13 protein-coding genes are annotated in these 16,932 nt (G+C 67.5%); 5 read left to right on the forward strand and 8 right to left on the reverse strand.

Annotation, left to right across the window (positions count from 1 at the left end):
* The first annotated feature begins 967 nt into the window (after positions 1-967).
* The gene (locus tag ACLBWX_RS00735; protein WP_447675184.1) at positions 968-2,083 is read left to right on the forward strand and encodes a PAS domain-containing protein; all 1,116 of its coding nucleotides are present in this window, start codon (positions 968-970) and stop codon (positions 2,081-2,083) included.
* A 51-nt stretch (positions 2,084-2,134) separates the two neighbouring features.
* Here ACLBWX_RS00735 and ACLBWX_RS00740 read toward each other — a convergent pair whose 3' ends face one another.
* The 5 genes from ACLBWX_RS00740 to ACLBWX_RS00760 form a co-directional block, all read right to left on the reverse strand.
* On the reverse strand, positions 2,135-2,554 hold the full coding sequence (locus ACLBWX_RS00740; protein WP_447675185.1) for an FKBP-type peptidyl-prolyl cis-trans isomerase: 420 nt from the start codon (positions 2,552-2,554) through the stop codon (positions 2,135-2,137).
* An 80-nt stretch (positions 2,555-2,634) separates the two neighbouring features.
* Positions 2,635-3,789, reverse strand: coding sequence for a GNAT family N-acetyltransferase (locus tag ACLBWX_RS00745; RefSeq protein WP_447675186.1), 1,155 nt, complete (start codon positions 3,787-3,789; stop codon positions 2,635-2,637).
* Positions 3,786-5,093, reverse strand: coding sequence for a lipopolysaccharide biosynthesis protein (locus tag ACLBWX_RS00750; protein ID WP_447675187.1), 1,308 nt, complete (start codon positions 5,091-5,093; stop codon positions 3,786-3,788). The genes ACLBWX_RS00745 and ACLBWX_RS00750 overlap by 4 nt, the downstream gene beginning before the upstream one ends.
* Positions 5,094-5,226: 133 nt before the next feature.
* On the reverse strand, positions 5,227-6,186 hold the full coding sequence (locus ACLBWX_RS00755; RefSeq protein ID WP_447675188.1) for an SGNH/GDSL hydrolase family protein: 960 nt from the start codon (positions 6,184-6,186) through the stop codon (positions 5,227-5,229).
* Positions 6,150-7,244: an OpgC family protein gene (locus ACLBWX_RS00760; RefSeq protein WP_447675189.1), complete on the reverse strand. Its 1,095-nt coding sequence runs from the start codon at positions 7,242-7,244 to the stop codon at positions 6,150-6,152. The genes ACLBWX_RS00755 and ACLBWX_RS00760 overlap by 37 nt, the downstream gene beginning before the upstream one ends.
* A 288-nt stretch (positions 7,245-7,532) precedes the next feature.
* Between ACLBWX_RS00760 and ACLBWX_RS00765 the strand changes: the two genes are divergently transcribed.
* Both ACLBWX_RS00765 and ACLBWX_RS00770 read left to right on the forward strand, forming a co-directional pair.
* Positions 7,533-9,077 carry an ATPase domain-containing protein gene (locus ACLBWX_RS00765; protein ID WP_447675190.1) on the forward strand — a complete coding sequence of 515 codons (1,545 nt, stop codon included), beginning with the start codon at positions 7,533-7,535 and terminating at the stop codon, positions 9,075-9,077.
* The gene (locus ACLBWX_RS00770; protein ID WP_447675191.1) at positions 9,064-10,104 is read left to right on the forward strand and encodes a sensor histidine kinase; all 1,041 of its coding nucleotides are present in this window, start codon (positions 9,064-9,066) and stop codon (positions 10,102-10,104) included. The genes ACLBWX_RS00765 and ACLBWX_RS00770 overlap by 14 nt, the downstream gene beginning before the upstream one ends.
* Before the next feature lie 21 nt (positions 10,105-10,125).
* On the opposite strand, the gene ACLBWX_RS00775 is transcribed toward ACLBWX_RS00770, so the two are convergent.
* On the reverse strand, positions 10,126-10,818 hold the full coding sequence (locus ACLBWX_RS00775; protein WP_056477473.1) for a GntR family transcriptional regulator: 693 nt from the start codon (positions 10,816-10,818) through the stop codon (positions 10,126-10,128).
* A gap of 634 nt (positions 10,819-11,452) precedes the next feature.
* Between ACLBWX_RS00775 and oxc the strand changes: the two genes are divergently transcribed.
* Positions 11,453-13,234 carry an oxalyl-CoA decarboxylase gene (oxc, locus tag ACLBWX_RS00780; protein ID WP_447675192.1) on the forward strand — a complete coding sequence of 594 codons (1,782 nt, stop codon included), beginning with the start codon at positions 11,453-11,455 and terminating at the stop codon, positions 13,232-13,234.
* 193 nt (positions 13,235-13,427) lie between these two features.
* A complete protein-coding gene (gene frc / locus ACLBWX_RS00785) occupies positions 13,428-14,702 on the forward strand; it encodes a formyl-CoA transferase (protein WP_056477477.1) in 1,275 nt (424 codons plus the stop codon).
* A 101-nt stretch (positions 14,703-14,803) separates the two neighbouring features.
* On the opposite strand, the gene ACLBWX_RS00790 is transcribed toward frc, so the two are convergent.
* Both ACLBWX_RS00790 and ACLBWX_RS00795 read right to left on the reverse strand, forming a co-directional pair.
* Positions 14,804-14,965 carry a hypothetical protein gene (locus tag ACLBWX_RS00790; RefSeq protein ID WP_447675193.1) on the reverse strand — a complete coding sequence of 54 codons (162 nt, stop codon included), beginning with the start codon at positions 14,963-14,965 and terminating at the stop codon, positions 14,804-14,806.
* A 107-nt stretch (positions 14,966-15,072) separates the two neighbouring features.
* Entirely contained in the window at positions 15,073-16,893 is a 1,821-nt protein-coding gene (locus ACLBWX_RS00795; RefSeq protein ID WP_447675194.1) for a hypothetical protein, read from the reverse strand.
* Positions 16,894-16,932 lie beyond the last annotated feature (39 nt).

The following is a 16,932-nucleotide window of genomic DNA, read 5'->3' on the forward strand; positions in this document are numbered from 1 at the left end:
GACGACCCTGCGGGCGGATGGCGGCGGCGTGTCGGTGGCTGGATCGCATCGCTCGGTCGCCGATCCCCGTGGCCGATCTCCTGCCTGCCCGCGACTCGCTCGCGGTGCACGCCATCTCGGGGGCACTTGAGCACCGGCGCCCGCGTCTTTCCAGGCCCGGACGTCCGAATCAGACGCGGGCGGCTACGACCGGCGCCCGATGTCAGCCTTCGGTTCGGCGCAGGTTCCGGGCCGAGGAATCCAGCCGCGTCGCGACTCGGATGGCGCGGCCCGGCGCGGCCCGGCGCGGCGGCCGATGCCTCGACACGATGCGTTGTATTCGCATCGGAGAATCATCGACAGGTCGCATAAAATCTGCCGATATCACTGCATTCGTAAGCATTTCTCACGAAATTTTGAAGGCGCACCTTGCAGTTCACGAGACTTTTTGGCGGTCGATGCTTGCATCCGGACTGCAAATATCCGTTCTAAACCTTCACCTGTCATAGACCCGCTCGTGGCGCCCCGCTCTCGGACCAGGACCGCATTCCTTCTCGCGCGTTGGATCGCCGGCGCAAAACACCAGACACCGGGAAATCGAGTTGCCGCGAAGTCTTCGTGCGACCGGCCAGTCGTTCGTATCGCGATCGAAGAACCACGCTGAAAGCATCCTCGACGGGCGCTTGTCTTGCGCGCCGACCCAACCGGATCGAGATCCCGTCGAGACTTCCATCCCGAGCCCCGGAATGCCCGAATACCTGAGGTCGAAGCGGCATCGGGAGACCGGTCGCACGAAGACATGAGACCTCGTCGATGATCGTCGGGCCGTGTCGATGCCTAAGCATGGCCCGCCGGCCCTAGGACAATAAACATAGCGCAACATTTTCGATGAAGTTTATGCGTTCATCTTGCCTGCACCTGGACAAGCATCGACATCCGGTCCCATTGGACTAAAGTATGAGTAGGTCATGCATGCCCACAGCCTGTCATGAGAGATGATCCCTCGCTTTCCGCGCGCATCGTCCGGTCCGGACTGTCGCTGTCGCGGGAGGACTCGCGCGAGCCCGTTCAGGCCTCGCACACCCAGCGCCTTCGGCTGTTGGAGGAACTGGCGCAGATCGGGCTCTGGTCCTTCGACGTCCGGTCGGGCGCCTTCACGATCTCGGACGGCGTCGCGCGCCTGACGGGCCTGTCCCCGCAGACCACCCGCCTGGATGCGCTGCGCGCGCTCGTCCACCCGGAGGACGGCGAGGTCTTCGAGGAGATCGCGGCCGCGCTGCGGACCGGCATTCCCGTCGATCGCGGCTTCCGCATCGTTCGCCTCGACCGCACGGTCCGGTGGGTGGAGTTCAAGGGGAACGTGGTCCTGGGACCCGATGCCTGCCCGGTGCGGGCCGACGGCATCCTCCTCGACGTCACCGGACGCCACGAGACCACGCAGGCGGTCCAGCGCAACCAGGCCCGCTACGAGGGTCTGGTCCAGGCGATCGCCGCGGTCGTCTGGCTGATGAGCCCGGACGGGGTGCGCCGACCCTCGCCGAGCTGGTGCGCCCTGACGGGCCAGACCGCGGAGGAGTGGCATGCCGGCGGCTGGGTCTCGGCGATCCATCCCGACGATCGTCAGCGCGCCGCCCAGACCTGGGCGACGGCCTTCGGCCGCAGCGAATCCTACGAGGCCAATTACCGCCTGCGCCGGGCCGACGGAAACTACCGCTGGGTCAGCAGCCGGGCCGTCCCGGTCCGCAACCCCGACCGGTCGGTGCGGGAATGGATCGGCCTCGTCATCGACATGACGAACACCGCCAGCGTGATGACCCAGCCCGACGATCTCGCCCTGACAGAAGTCTCCGGCGCACTGATCCGAAGCGCCCGGGCGATGCTGGACTGGTCGATCCCGGACCTCGCCGCCGCCGCCGAGGTCTCCGGCTCGAGCATCAAGCGATTCGAGGAGAGCGGGGGTGCCGCCCTGCGGCCACGGACCCGGGCCGCCATCCGGCAGGCCCTGGAGGCAGCCGGAATCACCTTCGTCGCCCGCCCGTCCGGCGAGGTCGGCCTGATCCATCGGCCGTCCGCCACCGGTTCCGCGCCGCCTGCCGGAGCGTGACGCGCGGGAGGGGCGCCGGTCGCGCGACCTCGACGCGACCGGCGTGGTATGTCAGCGCGCGCCGAGGAGCTCGACGTCGAAGATCAGGGTGGCGTTGGGCGGGATCACGCCGCCGGCGCCCCGCGGGCCGTAACCCTGGTCCGGCGGGATGATCAGGGTACGCTTGCCGCCGACCTTCATCGTCGCCACGCCCGTATCCCAACCGGCGATCACCTGGCCGGCACCGAGGGTGAAGCTGAACGGGGTGCCGCGATCCCGCGAGGAATCGAACTTCTTGCCGGGCTTGCCGCCCTCGTCGAGCCAGCCGGTGTAGTGGACGCTGACCTTCTGCCCGGCCTTCGGCTCGGGGCCGGTGCCCACGACCTCGTCACGATACTGGAGGCCCGAGGGGGTGGTGATGGTCTCGGCGGATGCGGATGCAGTCATGGCGAGGATCAAGGCTCCGGTGAGGGCATAGAGGGGACGGCGCATGGAAAGTCCTGTCTGGCATGCCGAGGCGGCGCAGTAGCACGGACTGGGGAGCACGTCACAACCCCGCGCCGGGAACGCCTTCAGCGCCGCAGCAGGCGCCGCGCCTCGCCCCGCGCCCTCTCCTCGAAGCGGGCGAGCCGGAGGCGCCGCTCCAGGCTGACCAGACCGCGCACGCCCTCGGGCACCGCGATGATCTCCGCGATCGGATCGCGTTCCCGATACAGGCTCTCCAGGGCGGACCCCGCCAGGGTGGCGGAATCGAGCCGGTCGGCGAAGCCCTCCGCGTGCAGCGCCCGCACGATCTCAGCCTCCAGAACGAGACCCGGCGCGAAGGCGCGTGCGGTCTCGTCATAGGCGGTCTTCAGGAGATAGGCGGTCCCATTCGCCACCAGCGCCAGACTGACGGCCAGGGCCGTGCCGTCCCGCATCAGAGTGTCGGCCCGGATGCCGACTGGACCGCCCTCCGTCCGGAACAGCGCCCGGGCGAAGGCCGCATGCGCCGGTCGGCAGGCCATCGCGCTGCCCGCCGCGCCCTTCCAGCCCGCGGCCTCGACACCGAGGAAATCCTCCACGGCCCGTGCCAGGGCAGGGCCCCGCTTCGCGGTCTCCAGGCTCACGGCGCCGCTCTCGGCGAGGCGGCGCTGCCGGCGGCGCAGGTCCTTGAGCCGTGAGGGATGCGGGTGCCCGGCGAGGAAAGCGCCGTGATCGGCGCGCCGCTCCAGGACCGGGCGCTCGAACCGCGCCACCTCGCCGAGGTCCCAGCCGGCCGCATCCATCGCAGAAACCAGGTCGCGGCCCAGCGGCGTCTCGCCAGAGAGGAGCGGCCAGCGCCAGGCACGTCCGCCCGACGCAGCGGCGAGGCCCTCGACCAGGGCGGCCAGGATCGCGGGCCGATCGGGACCTGCGGCGGTCAGGGGCGCGGTCGCGGTGACGAAGGGCGAGACGAACGGCAGCGCCACGGGCCGACCGAGGCCGCAAATATCGTAGGACCTTCGGAACGGCAGCAACGCTTCCAAACGATCCGGCCCGCGCACGACGACCACCCGCAGATTCGGCGGTGCAAGACCACTCGCCAGATGGGCTTGCATCACGTGCCGGCTGAAGAACGGATGCGCGTCACCCGAGCGGGCCGAGAGGTCGTCCCAGGCCGCCGCTTCGCGTCCGAGGGCTGCCAGCGTGGTGATCGCGTGCGTGTAGGCCGGCGCCGCAATCCAGCGAGCGTGGACGGCGCTCATCGGCCCGGCTGTCCGAAAAGGCCGATCCGGACCGGAGTGACCAGGCCGTGGACGGCATGGGCCGCCCAGGCCATGGCGACGGCGCGCACGACGGTGGCCATCGCCATCGCCAGCGCCGCCCCGATCACACCGAGCGCCGGGACCAATGCGAAGCAGAGCCCTCCGGCGAGGACGAGCATTCCCAGGGCGATACCGGCGGCCAGGCGCTCGCCGCCGAGCATGTTGAGCAGGTCCTCGCCCGGACCGAAGGCGCTGGCGGCGATGCTGCCGGCGACGAGGACGGCGAGGATGGGCAGGCTGTCCCTGAACTCCGGCCCGAACAGGCCGAGCAGGAGGGGCGCGGCCGCGATCACTCCGATCCCGATGAGGGCGGTGGCGACCAGCGTCAGGCGCGCCTGCAGGGTGACGAGATCGGCGAGGCGTACCCGGTCGCCGGCGGCATGGGCCGCGGCGAAGCGCTGTGCGGTGGCGGCGGTGGCGGCGAAATGCACGAAGACAACGAATTGCTGGATGCGGGTCGCGGCGAAGTAGAGCCCGACCGTGGCCGGTGGGACGAGCAGGCTCAGTACGACGACGTCGATGAAGCTGGAAGCGGCACTGGCGAGATCGCTGGCGGCGATCGGCAGGCAGGCCCGAAACCAGCGCCGCCAGGCATAGCAGCGCGGCCCGGCCGGCAGAACTGCGCGCAGGCTCCTGAGCAGCAGGGCCGCCTGGACCGCCACGGCGACGCCCGTCGCCGCGAGGGTGCAGAGAACCGCGATGCGGGCTTCCGCCGGAGCGCCGAAACCTACCGCTGCGAGCATCGCGAGCATGATCAGGCCCTGGCGCAGGAGGTAGGGCGGCGCGATGGCGAGGACGGCCCAGTTCTGGCCGCGGGCGACGCCCTCGCAATAATCCTGAAGGGCGAAGAGCGGCAGGACGAGCGCCGCGATCAGGAGCGGAGCGGCATAGGGACCCTCCAGCAGGGACCCTTCGACCCAGATCAGGGCGAGGCCGCCGAGGGCGACGACGATGGCGCTCGCCAAGGTTACGATCGCCCCGCCGACGAGGTAGGCGCGGACGGCGGCGAGGTCGCCACGAGCCTGATCGGCCGGCATGAAGCGGCAGGCGCCCTGCGACAGGCCGAGGGTCGCCGAATGCCCGAGGATCGCGATCCAGACCCAGATCGCGGCGAAGATTCCGTACTCGGTGCCGCCCATGAGGCGCGCCATCAGGACCTGCCCGACATAGGCGAAGCCAGCCGCGCCGATGCGGATCGCGAAGACGTGGACCGCCGCTCCGGCCGCGCCGGTGCGCAGCCGCATCAGGCCGCTCCACCGCCCGGCGGCTCCGATCCTGTCCGTCGCTGTACTCACCGAATGGCCCCCGCCCGATCCGGGCGGGTATAGTCCCCGCGCCGTTGCGGCGCGGTTAAGCCGATCGGTTAAGACTTCGCGCTCATGGCCCGGCGGGTGCCGGCAGAGTCTTGGCCCCGGCCGAATCCTTCGGCGGTGCCAGGGTCAGTGCCGGACGGCCGGCACTGCCCGTCGAGGCCGGGTCGGGCTGGAGAAGCGACAGCGTGATGGCTCGGGTGACGTGCTCGGCCATGCAGCGCAGCCCGAGATCGTTCAGGCGGAACTGGCTGCCGAGCAGGTGCCCCTCGCCCTTGTCGTTGCGGTGGGCGAGATAGCGCATGGCCTCGTAGCGCTGTACCAGCGGCACGCCCTCCCGCAAGGCGACCTCCTGCACCTTGCGCACGAGGCTCGTGTAGTAATCGTCCGAAGCGAGACTTGCGGTGTAGACCGGGCTCACGAGCACGACGTCGATCTCGTGTCCCTTGATCCACTGGACGGTCTCGTCGAGGGCCGTGCCGAAGGCGTCGAGATCGACGCGTGCGAGGGCGTCGTGGGAGCCGACCTGCCAGATGACGAGGTCGGGCTCCAGTTCGGCCACCATGCTGCGCAGCCGCTCGCCGGCGCCGGATGCGATCTCGCCCTGCAGCCCCCGGCTCTCCACGACCACGTCGACGTCCGGCAAGGACCGCTCCAGAGCCGTCTCGAGCTTCACCGGGTAGGTGGCGGAGGAGCCGAGCCCCATCGTCGAGGCGCCGATGGCCAGGACGCGGACCGGACGCTTCTCCTTGAGTGCGGCCTTGACCGCGCCGAGACGCGCCAGCGTGTAGAGCTTCGATCCGGGCACCCGGCATTCGGGCGACAGGGTCACGTCGACGGCCTCCGCATCCGCACCCTGGCCGGCCACCGCCACGCTGGGGGGGGAGACGACGGTCGGCGGGGGAGACCCCGCCTTGGCAGGATCCTGGTGTGCCGCCGGCTCCTGCGCGCAGGCTCCTCCCCCGCCGACATGGCAGAGGAGAGCGAGGCTCAGGGTGAGGAGAGCCGCGGCTTGCGGGAGCGCCATTCGACGAACCATGCGGTGAAACCCAGTGCGAACAGGCCGAACCCTACGACGAAAACGTCCACAACGACACCGCCGCCGGTCCAGAAGCGCACAAGCTGCGCGGCCAGGCTGAGCAGTGAGCCGATGGAAAAGACCGCCAGCGAATTGCGTCCGAGGCTAGCCAGGAAGGTGGTGATCCAGCCCAGGCGCGGTGCGAGGAACGCGTAGAGGGTCTGAAAGGCGAGGAGCACGCCGAGGAAGTGGATGACGCGCGCCGGCGACAGGTAGGTCTTGTCGAACGTGAAGACGAGGCGCGGATCCGGCACGAGAACGGGATCGGGCCGCAACTCGAGGACCGACAGGACGATACCGGTGAGCACGATCACCACGCCAAGGGGGACGAGGCGGCGCGACCAGCGCTTCAGCCAGGACGAAGTCCGGCTGAAGTCCTGCATGGTGAAGCCGAGGACGAGAAGGAGCTGCCAGCAGAAGGGATCGAAGAACCAGTCCCCCTCCCCCGGCCAGGAAGGCAGGTTCCACTCGAAGACGAGGCTCGCTGCGTAGAGGGAGAAGGACAGGAGCAGCGCGGCGAGGCGGCTGAACCGCCCGATCAGCACGAAGACCGGCGCGATTCCGAGGAGCACGACGTAGAGCGGCAGGATGTTGAAGAAACCGAGCTGGTGCGTCAGCAGCACGAATCCGACCATGGTCTGGATCGGATCGGCGAAGAACCCACCGGCATTGTGCCATTCGAGCAGCAGCGGGTTGTCGAGAACCAGGGCTGTGCCGGCGATCATACCGAGGGCGAGTGCCATCGTGGTGATCTGGGCGCGGTACACCTCGATGGTGCGCGACATCAGTCGCAGCACGGTCTTCAGGCGCGGCTCGGGGCTGCCGTCACGGTTGCGCGTGGCGATCCCGATCGACCAGCCGGCCAGGAACACGAACAGTTCGGCCGCATCCGAGATGCCGTACTGGGAATAGGTGTAGCGCTCGAATGTGTTGCCGGGGATGTGGTTCACGAAGATCGTGACGAGGGCGAGACCCCGCCAGAAATCCACCGCGTTCGGTTCGCGCATCGGTGCTCCGCACTCCGGCAGCTCGAAAGGACAGGCGTTAGGCGCGCTGGACGTCGCGGCCGCGCTGCAAGGGCTGGCCCTGATACGGCGCCCTCGCCGTTCTGCAAAGGGCAACCTTCGCCGAGATAGGACCGAAGGTCCGACGATGCGGTCGGCCAGGTCGCAGCTCGTCGCGTACTACGCCGGACGGCCGGCTCGCATCGCGCGGGCGGTGTGGCATAAATAGCGGCGACGTCGAGGGGTCTGGCACCTATGGTGGGACTCGTTCGATACGTTGCGGAATCATCCATGCAGACCCCCGTCGCCGGCGACGCCGCGCCGATCCCGACCGGAGTTCCGGGCCTCGACGAAATCCTTCACGGCGGCTACGCGGCCCAGCGTGCCCACCTCATCGAGGGGCGGCCGGGCAGCGGCAAGACCACCCTCGGGCTGCAATTCCTCCTCGACGGCCTGAAGCGGGGCGAACGCGGCCTGTACATCACTCTCTCGGAGAGCCGTCGCGAACTCCTGTCCGTCGCCGAGCGCCATGGCTGGTCCCTGGACGGCATCGAGATATACGAGTTGGTCCCGCCCGAACTCAGCCTGGATTCCGAGCAGCAGCAGAGCCTCATCCACTCCTCCGACCTCGAACTTGGCGAGACGGTCCGGATGGCGCTGGCCGAGATCGAGCGCGTGAATCCGGTCCGAGTGGTGTTCGACAGCCTGTCCGAGATTCGCCTGCTGTCGCAGGGCTCCCTGCGCTACCGGCGACAGGTGCTGGCGCTCAAGAGCTACTTCCTGCTCAACGACGCCACCGTGCTGATGCTCGACGACCTCAGCTCCGAGGCCGACGACCTCAACCTGCACTCGATCAGCCACGCGGTGCTGCGGCTGGAGCAGGTGACGCCGACTTACGGGGCCGGGCGACGACGGCTCCACGTCATCAAGATGCGGGGCACGCCCTACGAGAGCGGCTACCACGACTTCGTGCTCAAGCACGGCGGCGTGCGCATCTTTCCCCGTCTCGTCGCGGCGGACCATCATGCCACGTTCGAGGCTGAGACCGTCACCTGCGGTGTGCCTGAACTCGACGCGGTCCTCGGGGGCGGGCTCGATCGGGGGACGACGAGCCTCGTGATCGGCCCATCGGGCGCCGGCAAGTCCACGCTTGCGCTCGGCTACCTCATGGCTGCGCTCGACCGGGGCGAACACGGGCTCATCATCAGCTTCGACGAGACCGTCGGCATTCTGCAACGGCGCGCTGCTGGGATCGGCTTCGCGATCGGCCCTCATATCGCGTCCGGCCGCCTGAGGATCGAGCAGATGGACCCGGCCGAAATCTCGGCAGGCGACTTCGCCGGGCGCATCCGTGATGCGGTCGAGTCCGACCAGGCGCGCGTCGTCGTCATCGACAGCCTCACAGGCTACATGAGCGCCATGGCCGGACAGCCGCACCTGGTGCTGCAGATGCACGAGATGACAACCTACCTGAACCAGCAGGGCGTGGTGACGATCTTGGTGCTCGCTCAACACGGCTTGGTGGGGCGGATGGAGGCCCCGGTCGACCTCACCTACGTCAGCGACACGGTGGTGATGCTCCGCTTCTTCGAGGCAGAGGGCCATGTGCGCCGTGCCCTCTCGGTTCTGAAGAAACGAACCGGCCCCCATGAGGACACGATCCGTGAGTTCCGGATCGACTCCGGGGGATTACGGGTCGGGGCGGTCCTGAAGGATTTCCGTGGCGTGCTCACCGGCGTGCCGACCTTCGAGGGCAGCCGCGCCGAGCTCCTCGACGATCGGCCGCCAACCACGCAGATCACCGGCAGCCCATCCGGATCCCATGGCGCAGCCTGAGCCTTTCGCCCTGATCCTGGCGCCGGCCGGTCGCGATGCGCGGGTCGGCGCGGCGATCCTGGCGGAGGTCGGCATCGCTTCGCGGATCAAGGTCAGCTTGGCCGACCTCGTAACGGACCTCGACGCGGCCGCCTGCGCGGTGATCACCGAGGAGGCGCTCCTACACTCCGACCGTCGGGTGATCGCCGAATGGGCCGAGCGCCAGCCCCCCTGGTCCGACTTCCCCTTCATCCTGCTCAACCATCGCGGCGCCTCGCCCGACGAGCGCTTGAGTGGACTTCTCGGCAACGTTACCCTGCTGGAGCGACCGTTCCATCCGGCGGTGCTCGCCAATGCCGTGCGCTCGGCCCTGCGAGCCCGACGGCGGCAATGGGAGGTGGCGGCCCATCTCGACGAACGCCAGAAGACCCACGAGCGTCAGGCCCTGCTGATTCGCGAATTGCATCACCGGGTGAAGAACACGCTGGCGACGGTGCAGGGGCTTCTCGGCGCCACCGCGCGCTCGACCCATGACGTCGAGACCTTCTATCAGTCCTTCTCGAACCGCATCGTCTCCCTGGGCAAGACGCACACTCTGCTCACCGAGGATTACTGGCAGACCGTGCCGCTGCACGAATTGCTGGAGAACGAGCTCAGCCCTTACAACGACGCTCAGGGTCAGCGCATCCACCTCGACGGACCGGTGATCGAGCTGGCGGCCGACCTTGCCGTTCCGACCGGAATGGCTTTCCACGAGCTGACCACGAATGCCGCCAAGCATGGGGCCCTATCCGCGCCAAGCGGCCGGATCTCCATCGTCTGGAACGTCGTCCCCGGCGAGACCGGGCGCCGCCTGACCCTCGACTGGACGGAATCGGGCGGGCCTGTGGTGTCCCCTCCGACGCGCAAGGGTTTCGGCTCCACCCTGCTGCAGCGCGTTCTGGCCCAGCAGTGCAATGCCGCCGTGACGATCGACTATGCGGAGAGCGGCCTGCACTTTCACATGGAGGCGCCGCTGCCCGAGGAGCGGCTCGTCCCGACCTACTGAGGGATCGCCGCCCAGACGCACTCAGTCGAGATAGTCTCCGTACTTCTCCACGTGGCGGGCAAGGCCGAGGCCGTGCTCGCGTACCAGGCGCTCGGCGCGCTCCGCATCCCGCGCTTCGAGCGCCTGGATGATCTCGACATGCTCCTTGATCGAGTTCGCCGCCCGATCACCCTGGCGCAGGGCGGTGTTGCGGATGCCGCGGACATGCATGAGCAGGTTGCTGGTGATGTCCTTGATCACGTCGCAGCCGCCCAGGGAGATGATCTTCTGGTGGAAGCGGATATTGGCGTCCGAGTACTCATCCATATGATCGGTGGGACGCCCCTCGTAGAACTCGGGGAAGTGCACCCGCAGGCAGCCGAGTTGTTCGTCGGTGGCATGCTCGCAGGCGAGCCGCGCGGCCATGCTCTCCAGGGCCGACCAAGCCTGGATCATGGCGACGATTTCCTTCTTCGACTTCTTGATGACGAAGACGCCGCGGCGGGCCTCGAACCGGACGAAGCCCTCCTGCTCCAGCACCGTGAGGGCTTCGCGGACGGGCGTGCGGCTGACGCCGAGATCCTGAGACAGCTTCCGCTCGTCGAGTCTGACCTCGTCGCGCTGGCTGTAGATGTTCATATTGGTGATGGCTTCTTTCAGCGCATCATAGGCGAGTGCACGCAGGCTCGACGTCGCAGCGAGCGGCTTGATCTGAAAAGTCGTGGACTCAACCATGCTTACACCTGGAACGATCGCTAGGACGCTGACGCACCGCTAATTTGGCCTGGAACATGCCGAACCCGCTCCCGGAACACAAGGAAAGCTGAGCGATTGAGCCGGGACAAGATTTGAGCATCTCCCCTGCAACAACAACATAGCTGCGTCGACTCACTAAGCTGTGACGCCGGGCCGACCGTCCCTCTCCCACTGTACCAGCCGCATCGCCCGCTTCCGGCCATCATTCCGGCTCGGAAGGCGGGATCTCCGCCGCGGTCACGCGCACCGACCGGATCCGGTTTGACACTTGGTATTTGGTATGCCACCATTCTTGAACTGGCAACCGGGTAGTCGGGACTGGCAGCACTGCACCCAACACAATCCTCGGACCGGATTATCTCGCAACGCACATCAGGCGCCGAGTGAACGATCCGGCGAAGACTGTTATCGTACGGTATCTCCCGGCCAAAGCCGGCTGGAAACCTGAGCTCACCAGAACCGGGCGGCAGGATTTCCGGAATACAGGCCGACGCCCCGGCGCACGCTCGGGGCGTTCCGGAACGCGACCCCGTCTCACTTAGCCCGATACGCTCGAAAACGACCAAGAATGGCGCTCCATCCAATGAGAAGCGCCGAAACTGGAGGAAACACCATGGATAGAACCGCTGGCTCCGAATCCACGCAGGCCGTCCACGACGTCGCCACCGGCGTCGGTGTCACGTCCGATCATGCGGGCGAGCAGATCGACGGCTTCCACCTCGTCATCGACGCGCTGAAGCTGAACGGCATCCACAACATCTACGGCGTGCCCGGCATTCCGATCACCGACCTCGGCCGCCTCGCACAGGCCGCGGGCATGCGCGTGATCTCCTTTCGCCACGAGCAGCATGCCGGCAACGCCGCCGCGATCGCGGGCTTCCTCACCAAGAAGCCCGGCATCTGCCTGACCGTCTCCGCGCCCGGCTTCCTCAACGGTCTCACGGCGCTGGCCAACGCCACCACCAATTGCTTCCCGATGATCCTGATCTCGGGCTCTTCCGAGCGCGAGATCGTCGATCTGCAGCAGGGCGACTACGAGGAGATGGACCAGCTCGCCATCGCCAAGCCCCTGTGCAAGGCCGCCTTCCGCGTGCTGCACGCCGCCGACATCGGCATCGCGGTCGCGCGTGCCATCCGCGCCGCCGTCTCCGGCCGTCCGGGCGGTGTCTACCTCGACCTGCCCGCCAAACTGTTCAGCCAGGTCATGGACGCCGAGGCCGGCGCCAAGTCCCTCGTCAAGGTCATCGACGCTGCCCCGGCGCAGTTGCCGGCCCCGAGCGCCATCACCCGCGCGCTCGACGTGCTCAAGGGCGCCAAACGCCCGCTCATCGTCCTCGGCAAGGGTGCAGCCTACGCCCAGGCCGACGAGGAGGTCCGCAACCTCGTCGAGCGCAGCGGTATCCCATACGTGCCGATGAGCATGGCCAAGGGCCTCCTCCCCGACACCCATCCGCAATCGGCAGGCGCGGCCCGCTCCCTGGTCCTGAAAGAGGCCGACGTCGTCCTCCTGGTCGGCGCGCGCCTGAACTGGCTGCTCTCGCACGGCAAGGGCAAGACCTGGGGCGCCCCGGGCTCGAAGAAGTTCATCCAGATCGACATCGAGCCGAAGGAAATGGACTCGAACGTCGAGATCGTCGCCCCCGTGGTCGGCGACATCGGCTCCTGCGTCACCGCCCTCCTCGACGGCATGGGCCAGAACTGGCAGGCCCCCCCCGCCGCCTGGACCGACGCGATCAAGGCCAAGAAGGAGGAGAACCTCGCCAAGATGGCCTCGAAGCTGAAGAAGAACTCGGCTCCGATGGACTTTCACGGGGCGCTGGGTGCACTCCGGACCATCATCAAGGAGCGGCCCGACGCGATCCTCGTCAACGAGGGCGCCAACACCCTCGACCTGGCCCGCGGCATCATCGACATGTACCAGCCGCGCAAGCGCCTGGACGTCGGCACCTGGGGCATCATGGGTATCGGCATGGGCTTCGCAGTGGCGGCCGCCGTCGAGACCGGCAAGCCGGTCCTCGCGGTTGAGGGCGACTCGGCTTTCGGCTTCTCCGGCATGGAGGTCGAGACGATCTGCCGGTACGACTTGCCGGTCTGCATCGTGGTCTTCAACAACAACGGCATCTATCGCGGCACCGACACCGATCCCACCGGCCGCGATCCCGGCACCACGGTGTTCGTGAAGGACTCGCGCTACGACAAGATGATGGAGGCCTTCGGGGGCATCGGCGTCCACGTCACGACGCCGGACGAACTCTCCCAGGCGGTGAATGCGGCGATGGATTCGGGCAAGCCGACCCTGATCAACGCCGTGATCGACCCGGCCGCCGGTACCGAAAGCGGCAACATCGGCAGCCTGAACCCGACGAGCACCGTGGTCCGCAAGAAGACCGCCTGAACCGACGGACGTCGGCACCTCCGGAGATCGCCTTCGTCTCCGGAGGCACGGCGCGCGGGAGGCCTCTCCTGCGGACGCTCCGCACGCTCCAGCCAGGGCGGCGCCGTCAACGCCGCCGCGGGAGGGCATCCCCCCCGGCCGTCGTCTCGCCGAATGCCCGCGCTAAAGTCTCCCGGATAGGTGAGCCTGTGCCATGAAAGCCCTCGAAGGCGTCAAGATCCTCGACTTCACGCACGTCCAGTCGGGCCCGACCTGCACGCAGCTGCTGGCCTGGTTCGGTGCAGACGTGATCAAGGTCGAGAGGCCGGGCGTGGGCGATGCCACGCGCCAGCAGTTGCAGGACATCCCCGATGTGGACAGCCTGTATTTCACGATGCTGAACCACAACAAGCGCTCGATCACCCTCGACACCAAGAACCCCAAGGGCATCGAGGTGTTGTGGCGCCTGATCGGCGAGTGCGACGTCCTGGTCGAGAACTTCGCCCCTGGCGCTCTCGCCCGGATGGGTCTGACGTGGGAGGCGATCCACGTCGCCAACCCGCGCATGATCCTCGCTTCGGTGAAAGGATTCGGCCCCGGCGCCTACGAGAACTGCAAGGTCTACGAGAACGTGGCGCAATGCGTCGGCGGTGCCGCCTCGACCACGGGGTTCCGCACCGACATCCCGATGGTGACGGGGGCCCAGATCGGCGATTCCGGCACCGGCCTCCATCTGGCGTTGGGCATCGTCACAGCCCTGTATCACCGGACCCAGACCGGCCTTGGCCAGCGCGTCGACTGTGCGATGCAGGACGGGGTGCTCAACCTGTGCCGCGTCAAGCTGCGCGACCAGCAGCGACTCGAGCGCGGTCCCTTGCCGGAATATAGCCAGTTCGGCGAGGGGATCCCGTTCGGGGATTCAGTGCCGCGCGCCGGCAACGATTCCGGGGGTGGTCAGCCGGGCCGTATCCTCAAGTGCAAGGGCTGGGAGACCGACCCGAACGCGTACATCTACTTCATCACGCAGGGAGCTGTGTGGCCGCAGATCTGCGACGTGATCGGGGAACCGGCCTGGGCGACCCATCCCGACTACGCCACGCCGAAGGCTCGCCTGCCGCACCTGAACGAGATCTTCACCCGCATCGAATCCTGGACGATGTCGAAGACCAAGTTCGAGGCAATGGAAATTCTCAACGCCCTGCACGTGCCGTGCGGCCCGATCCTCTCCATGAAGGAGATCGCGGAGGACGAGTCGCTGCGCAAGTCCGGCACCGTGGTGGAAGTCGATCACCCCACACGCGGCAAGTACCTCACGGTGGGCAACCCCATCCGGCTCTCGGCGAGCGAGACCGAGATCACCCGGTCGCCCCTCCTCGGTGAGCACACCGAGGAAATCCTCTCCGAGGTCCTCGGCTACTCGGAAGCCGAGCGCCTCAAGATCGCGGAGTCCGGCGCCATCGGCTCGGTCCGGAAAATCGCCGCCGAGTGATCCCGTCCTTCGACCCGATGTCTTCTCCCACCTCGCGCGGCCTCGATCCCTCGACGCCGCGCTATTTTTGGGACGACCGGTTCTCGGACCGCTCAAACGGCTCAGGCGATGCCGGCGAAGCGGCCGTTGCCGGCCCCCGCGACGACCGCGTTGTGGCCCTTGAGGGACCCGCTCTCCTGCGACAGCCAGTCCGCGAGCTTGATAACCAGCACGACCTGCATGGCGATGAGAGCGGCGGTCGTTATGAGAATGGATACGAGCACGGACGGCCTCCTGACGACATATTGCAGTGCAGCTTTGTCATGTTGCATTGCAAATTCACAGGTGGCCGCCGAAATTTTTCGGCGCCGCCGCGCCATTGTGAACGCAGTCAGTTCGTTCGTTTGGGCGGTGCATCCTCGCCCCAGGCACCGAGGGTGCACGCCTCGCTGACCCGGAGGGCCTCGCTGGTGTCCACGGTCGCCTCCGCCGACGAGAGCACGCACAGGGCGGCCAGCACCCGATGCACGATCGGGTCCGCACCCGCGAGCATCGGCGCGAGGCGGGCGAGACGCCCGTTCTCGAGGTGCGCTAGCACGCGCCCGGTGGCGTGATCGGCGAAGCGGATGGTGGTCATCCGGCGCAGGCAATCCCGCAGGAAACGCATCGCCCCGAGCGTTTCCCGGGGAGGAACGCCGACATAGACCGCCTCCGGATCGCGCGCCTGGATATTGATCGCCTGATAGCGGTCGATGTCGAGCAGGACCTGAACGTCGAGGATGTTCATGACGCCGTTCGTTCCGAACGCGACCGTGCGGGGCCGCTGGCCCTCCGGCACGCTGTTGTCGAGAAACTCGAAATGGACCTCTTTGTCGGGCCGCAGCACCCACGTGAAGAACAAACGCGGCATGCCCGTATAGGCCTCGACGTTGTGCGCCAGCAGATCCTCCACCGCCTTGTAGCGGCCGAACTGCTCGCCACGCTTCCAGGCTCGCTCCACCGTGGCGTCCGGCGGCGTGATCATGAATTGCATGTAGACTTGGTGCCCGAAGCGAGTGAGGAGTTGGCTCCCCATCTCGGTGCCGGGATTGACCGCGAAGCTGTCGAAGCGGAAGCGGTCGATGAGGAGGTGGGAGATGCGGCCGGCATCCGCCTTGCGCGCCATGTAGCCGTCGAGCTTACGGTCGACGATCTCGACCTCGTGGCCAGTGAGCGGGCCGGCGTAGCGTCGTGCTGGCCCGAGACTGTCGTAGTCGAGCAGAAACTTGCGCCAGACGTCGGGCGTGATCAGTGCGAAGTCCAACCAATCGAGCCCCAAGGCCTCCACCAGTGCCCGTTGGTAGGGCCGGATCGTGCTCTTGCCGGACGCGGAGGAGCCCTTGACGTTGAGGATCACCGGGGCTGGCTGCGCCGCCAGGCGGACGTAGCCGTGGCGCGCCACGATCTCGTGGATCCAGGGCTCGATCATCTCGCCCAGGGCGCGGCTACCATAGCCGTTTGACACGAGGGTGCCGGCGAGCCTTCCGAGGAGCCCCCTGTCTCGGATCAGGAAACCACGTCGGCCGACGAGACTCGCAATCACGCAACGAAGCGCTGTGCAGGCCGCCGAGGAAAGGGAATCGTCGGTCGCTATAGCCCGAGCCTCCCAAGCTTCGAGATGGTGCTCGGCTCGGCGCGCCGGGTCCCACCTCCCCTGTCCCTGAGGGTTCGTCCTCCGGCTGCGCAGGGGCCAGAAGCGTAGCCAGGACGCCGGCTCCGCTGCTGCGGGCCGAGGCTCGTCCAGCATCGCGGCGATCTCGCTGTCCAAGAGCACTGCGGCGGCGGAGCAGATCTCCGCATGCCGGGCGGAGATCTCCTGGCCATGATCCGCAATGCCTTCGCGGAGGATGGTCGAGACGATCGCGCGGAAATTCACGCCGAGATCGCCGTAGGTCTGTCCCATCGGTACGGAGAGATCCGCCATCACGCGGATCAGAACCTCGTGGACCACCAGGCGCTCGGGTCGGAAACGGACGACCTGGGTCAGCGGCAGGCCGCTGACATCGCTCATCTCATAGGCGTCCGCGAGAGCAGTCTCGACGTTTTCGGTCCGGAAGACCGTGGCCAGGGGAAGGATCGCGCGCGGCAAGCTCGATTCGATGCCGGGATTCCACGGTCCGTGGCCGCCGGAATCGGAGACCTGCAATGGATTGGCCAGGGCATGGCTGATCATGCCGAAGCACTCCGCTGTCCACGTGAACCCGAACCGCCT

Source organism: Methylobacterium sp. M6A4_1b, assembly GCF_053345175.1.

Excerpts from the sequence above, each read along its gene's own strand:
- ACLBWX_RS00735 (WP_447675184.1), top strand. The coding sequence starts at position 968 with ATGAGAGATGATCCCTCGCTTTCCGCGCGCATCGTCCGGTCCGGACTG.
- ACLBWX_RS00740 (WP_447675185.1), bottom strand. The coding sequence starts at position 2,554 with ATGCGCCGTCCCCTCTATGCCCTCACCGGAGCCTTGATCCTCGCCATG.
- ACLBWX_RS00745 (WP_447675186.1), bottom strand. The coding sequence starts at position 3,789 with ATGAGCGCCGTCCACGCTCGCTGGATTGCGGCGCCGGCCTACACGCAC.
- ACLBWX_RS00750 (WP_447675187.1), bottom strand. The coding sequence starts at position 5,093 with ATGCGGCTGCGCACCGGCGCGGCCGGAGCGGCGGTCCACGTCTTCGCG.
- ACLBWX_RS00755 (WP_447675188.1), bottom strand. The coding sequence starts at position 6,186 with ATGGCGCTCCCGCAAGCCGCGGCTCTCCTCACCCTGAGCCTCGCTCTC.
- ACLBWX_RS00760 (WP_447675189.1), bottom strand. The coding sequence starts at position 7,244 with ATGCGCGAACCGAACGCGGTGGATTTCTGGCGGGGTCTCGCCCTCGTC.
- ACLBWX_RS00765 (WP_447675190.1), top strand. The coding sequence starts at position 7,533 with ATGCAGACCCCCGTCGCCGGCGACGCCGCGCCGATCCCGACCGGAGTT.
- ACLBWX_RS00770 (WP_447675191.1), top strand. The coding sequence starts at position 9,064 with ATGGCGCAGCCTGAGCCTTTCGCCCTGATCCTGGCGCCGGCCGGTCGC.
- ACLBWX_RS00775 (WP_056477473.1), bottom strand. The coding sequence starts at position 10,818 with ATGGTTGAGTCCACGACTTTTCAGATCAAGCCGCTCGCTGCGACGTCG.
- oxc (WP_447675192.1), top strand. The coding sequence starts at position 11,453 with ATGGATAGAACCGCTGGCTCCGAATCCACGCAGGCCGTCCACGACGTC.
- frc (WP_056477477.1), top strand. The coding sequence starts at position 13,428 with ATGAAAGCCCTCGAAGGCGTCAAGATCCTCGACTTCACGCACGTCCAG.
- ACLBWX_RS00795 (WP_447675194.1), bottom strand. The coding sequence starts at position 16,893 with ATGATCAGCCATGCCCTGGCCAATCCATTGCAGGTCTCCGATTCCGGC.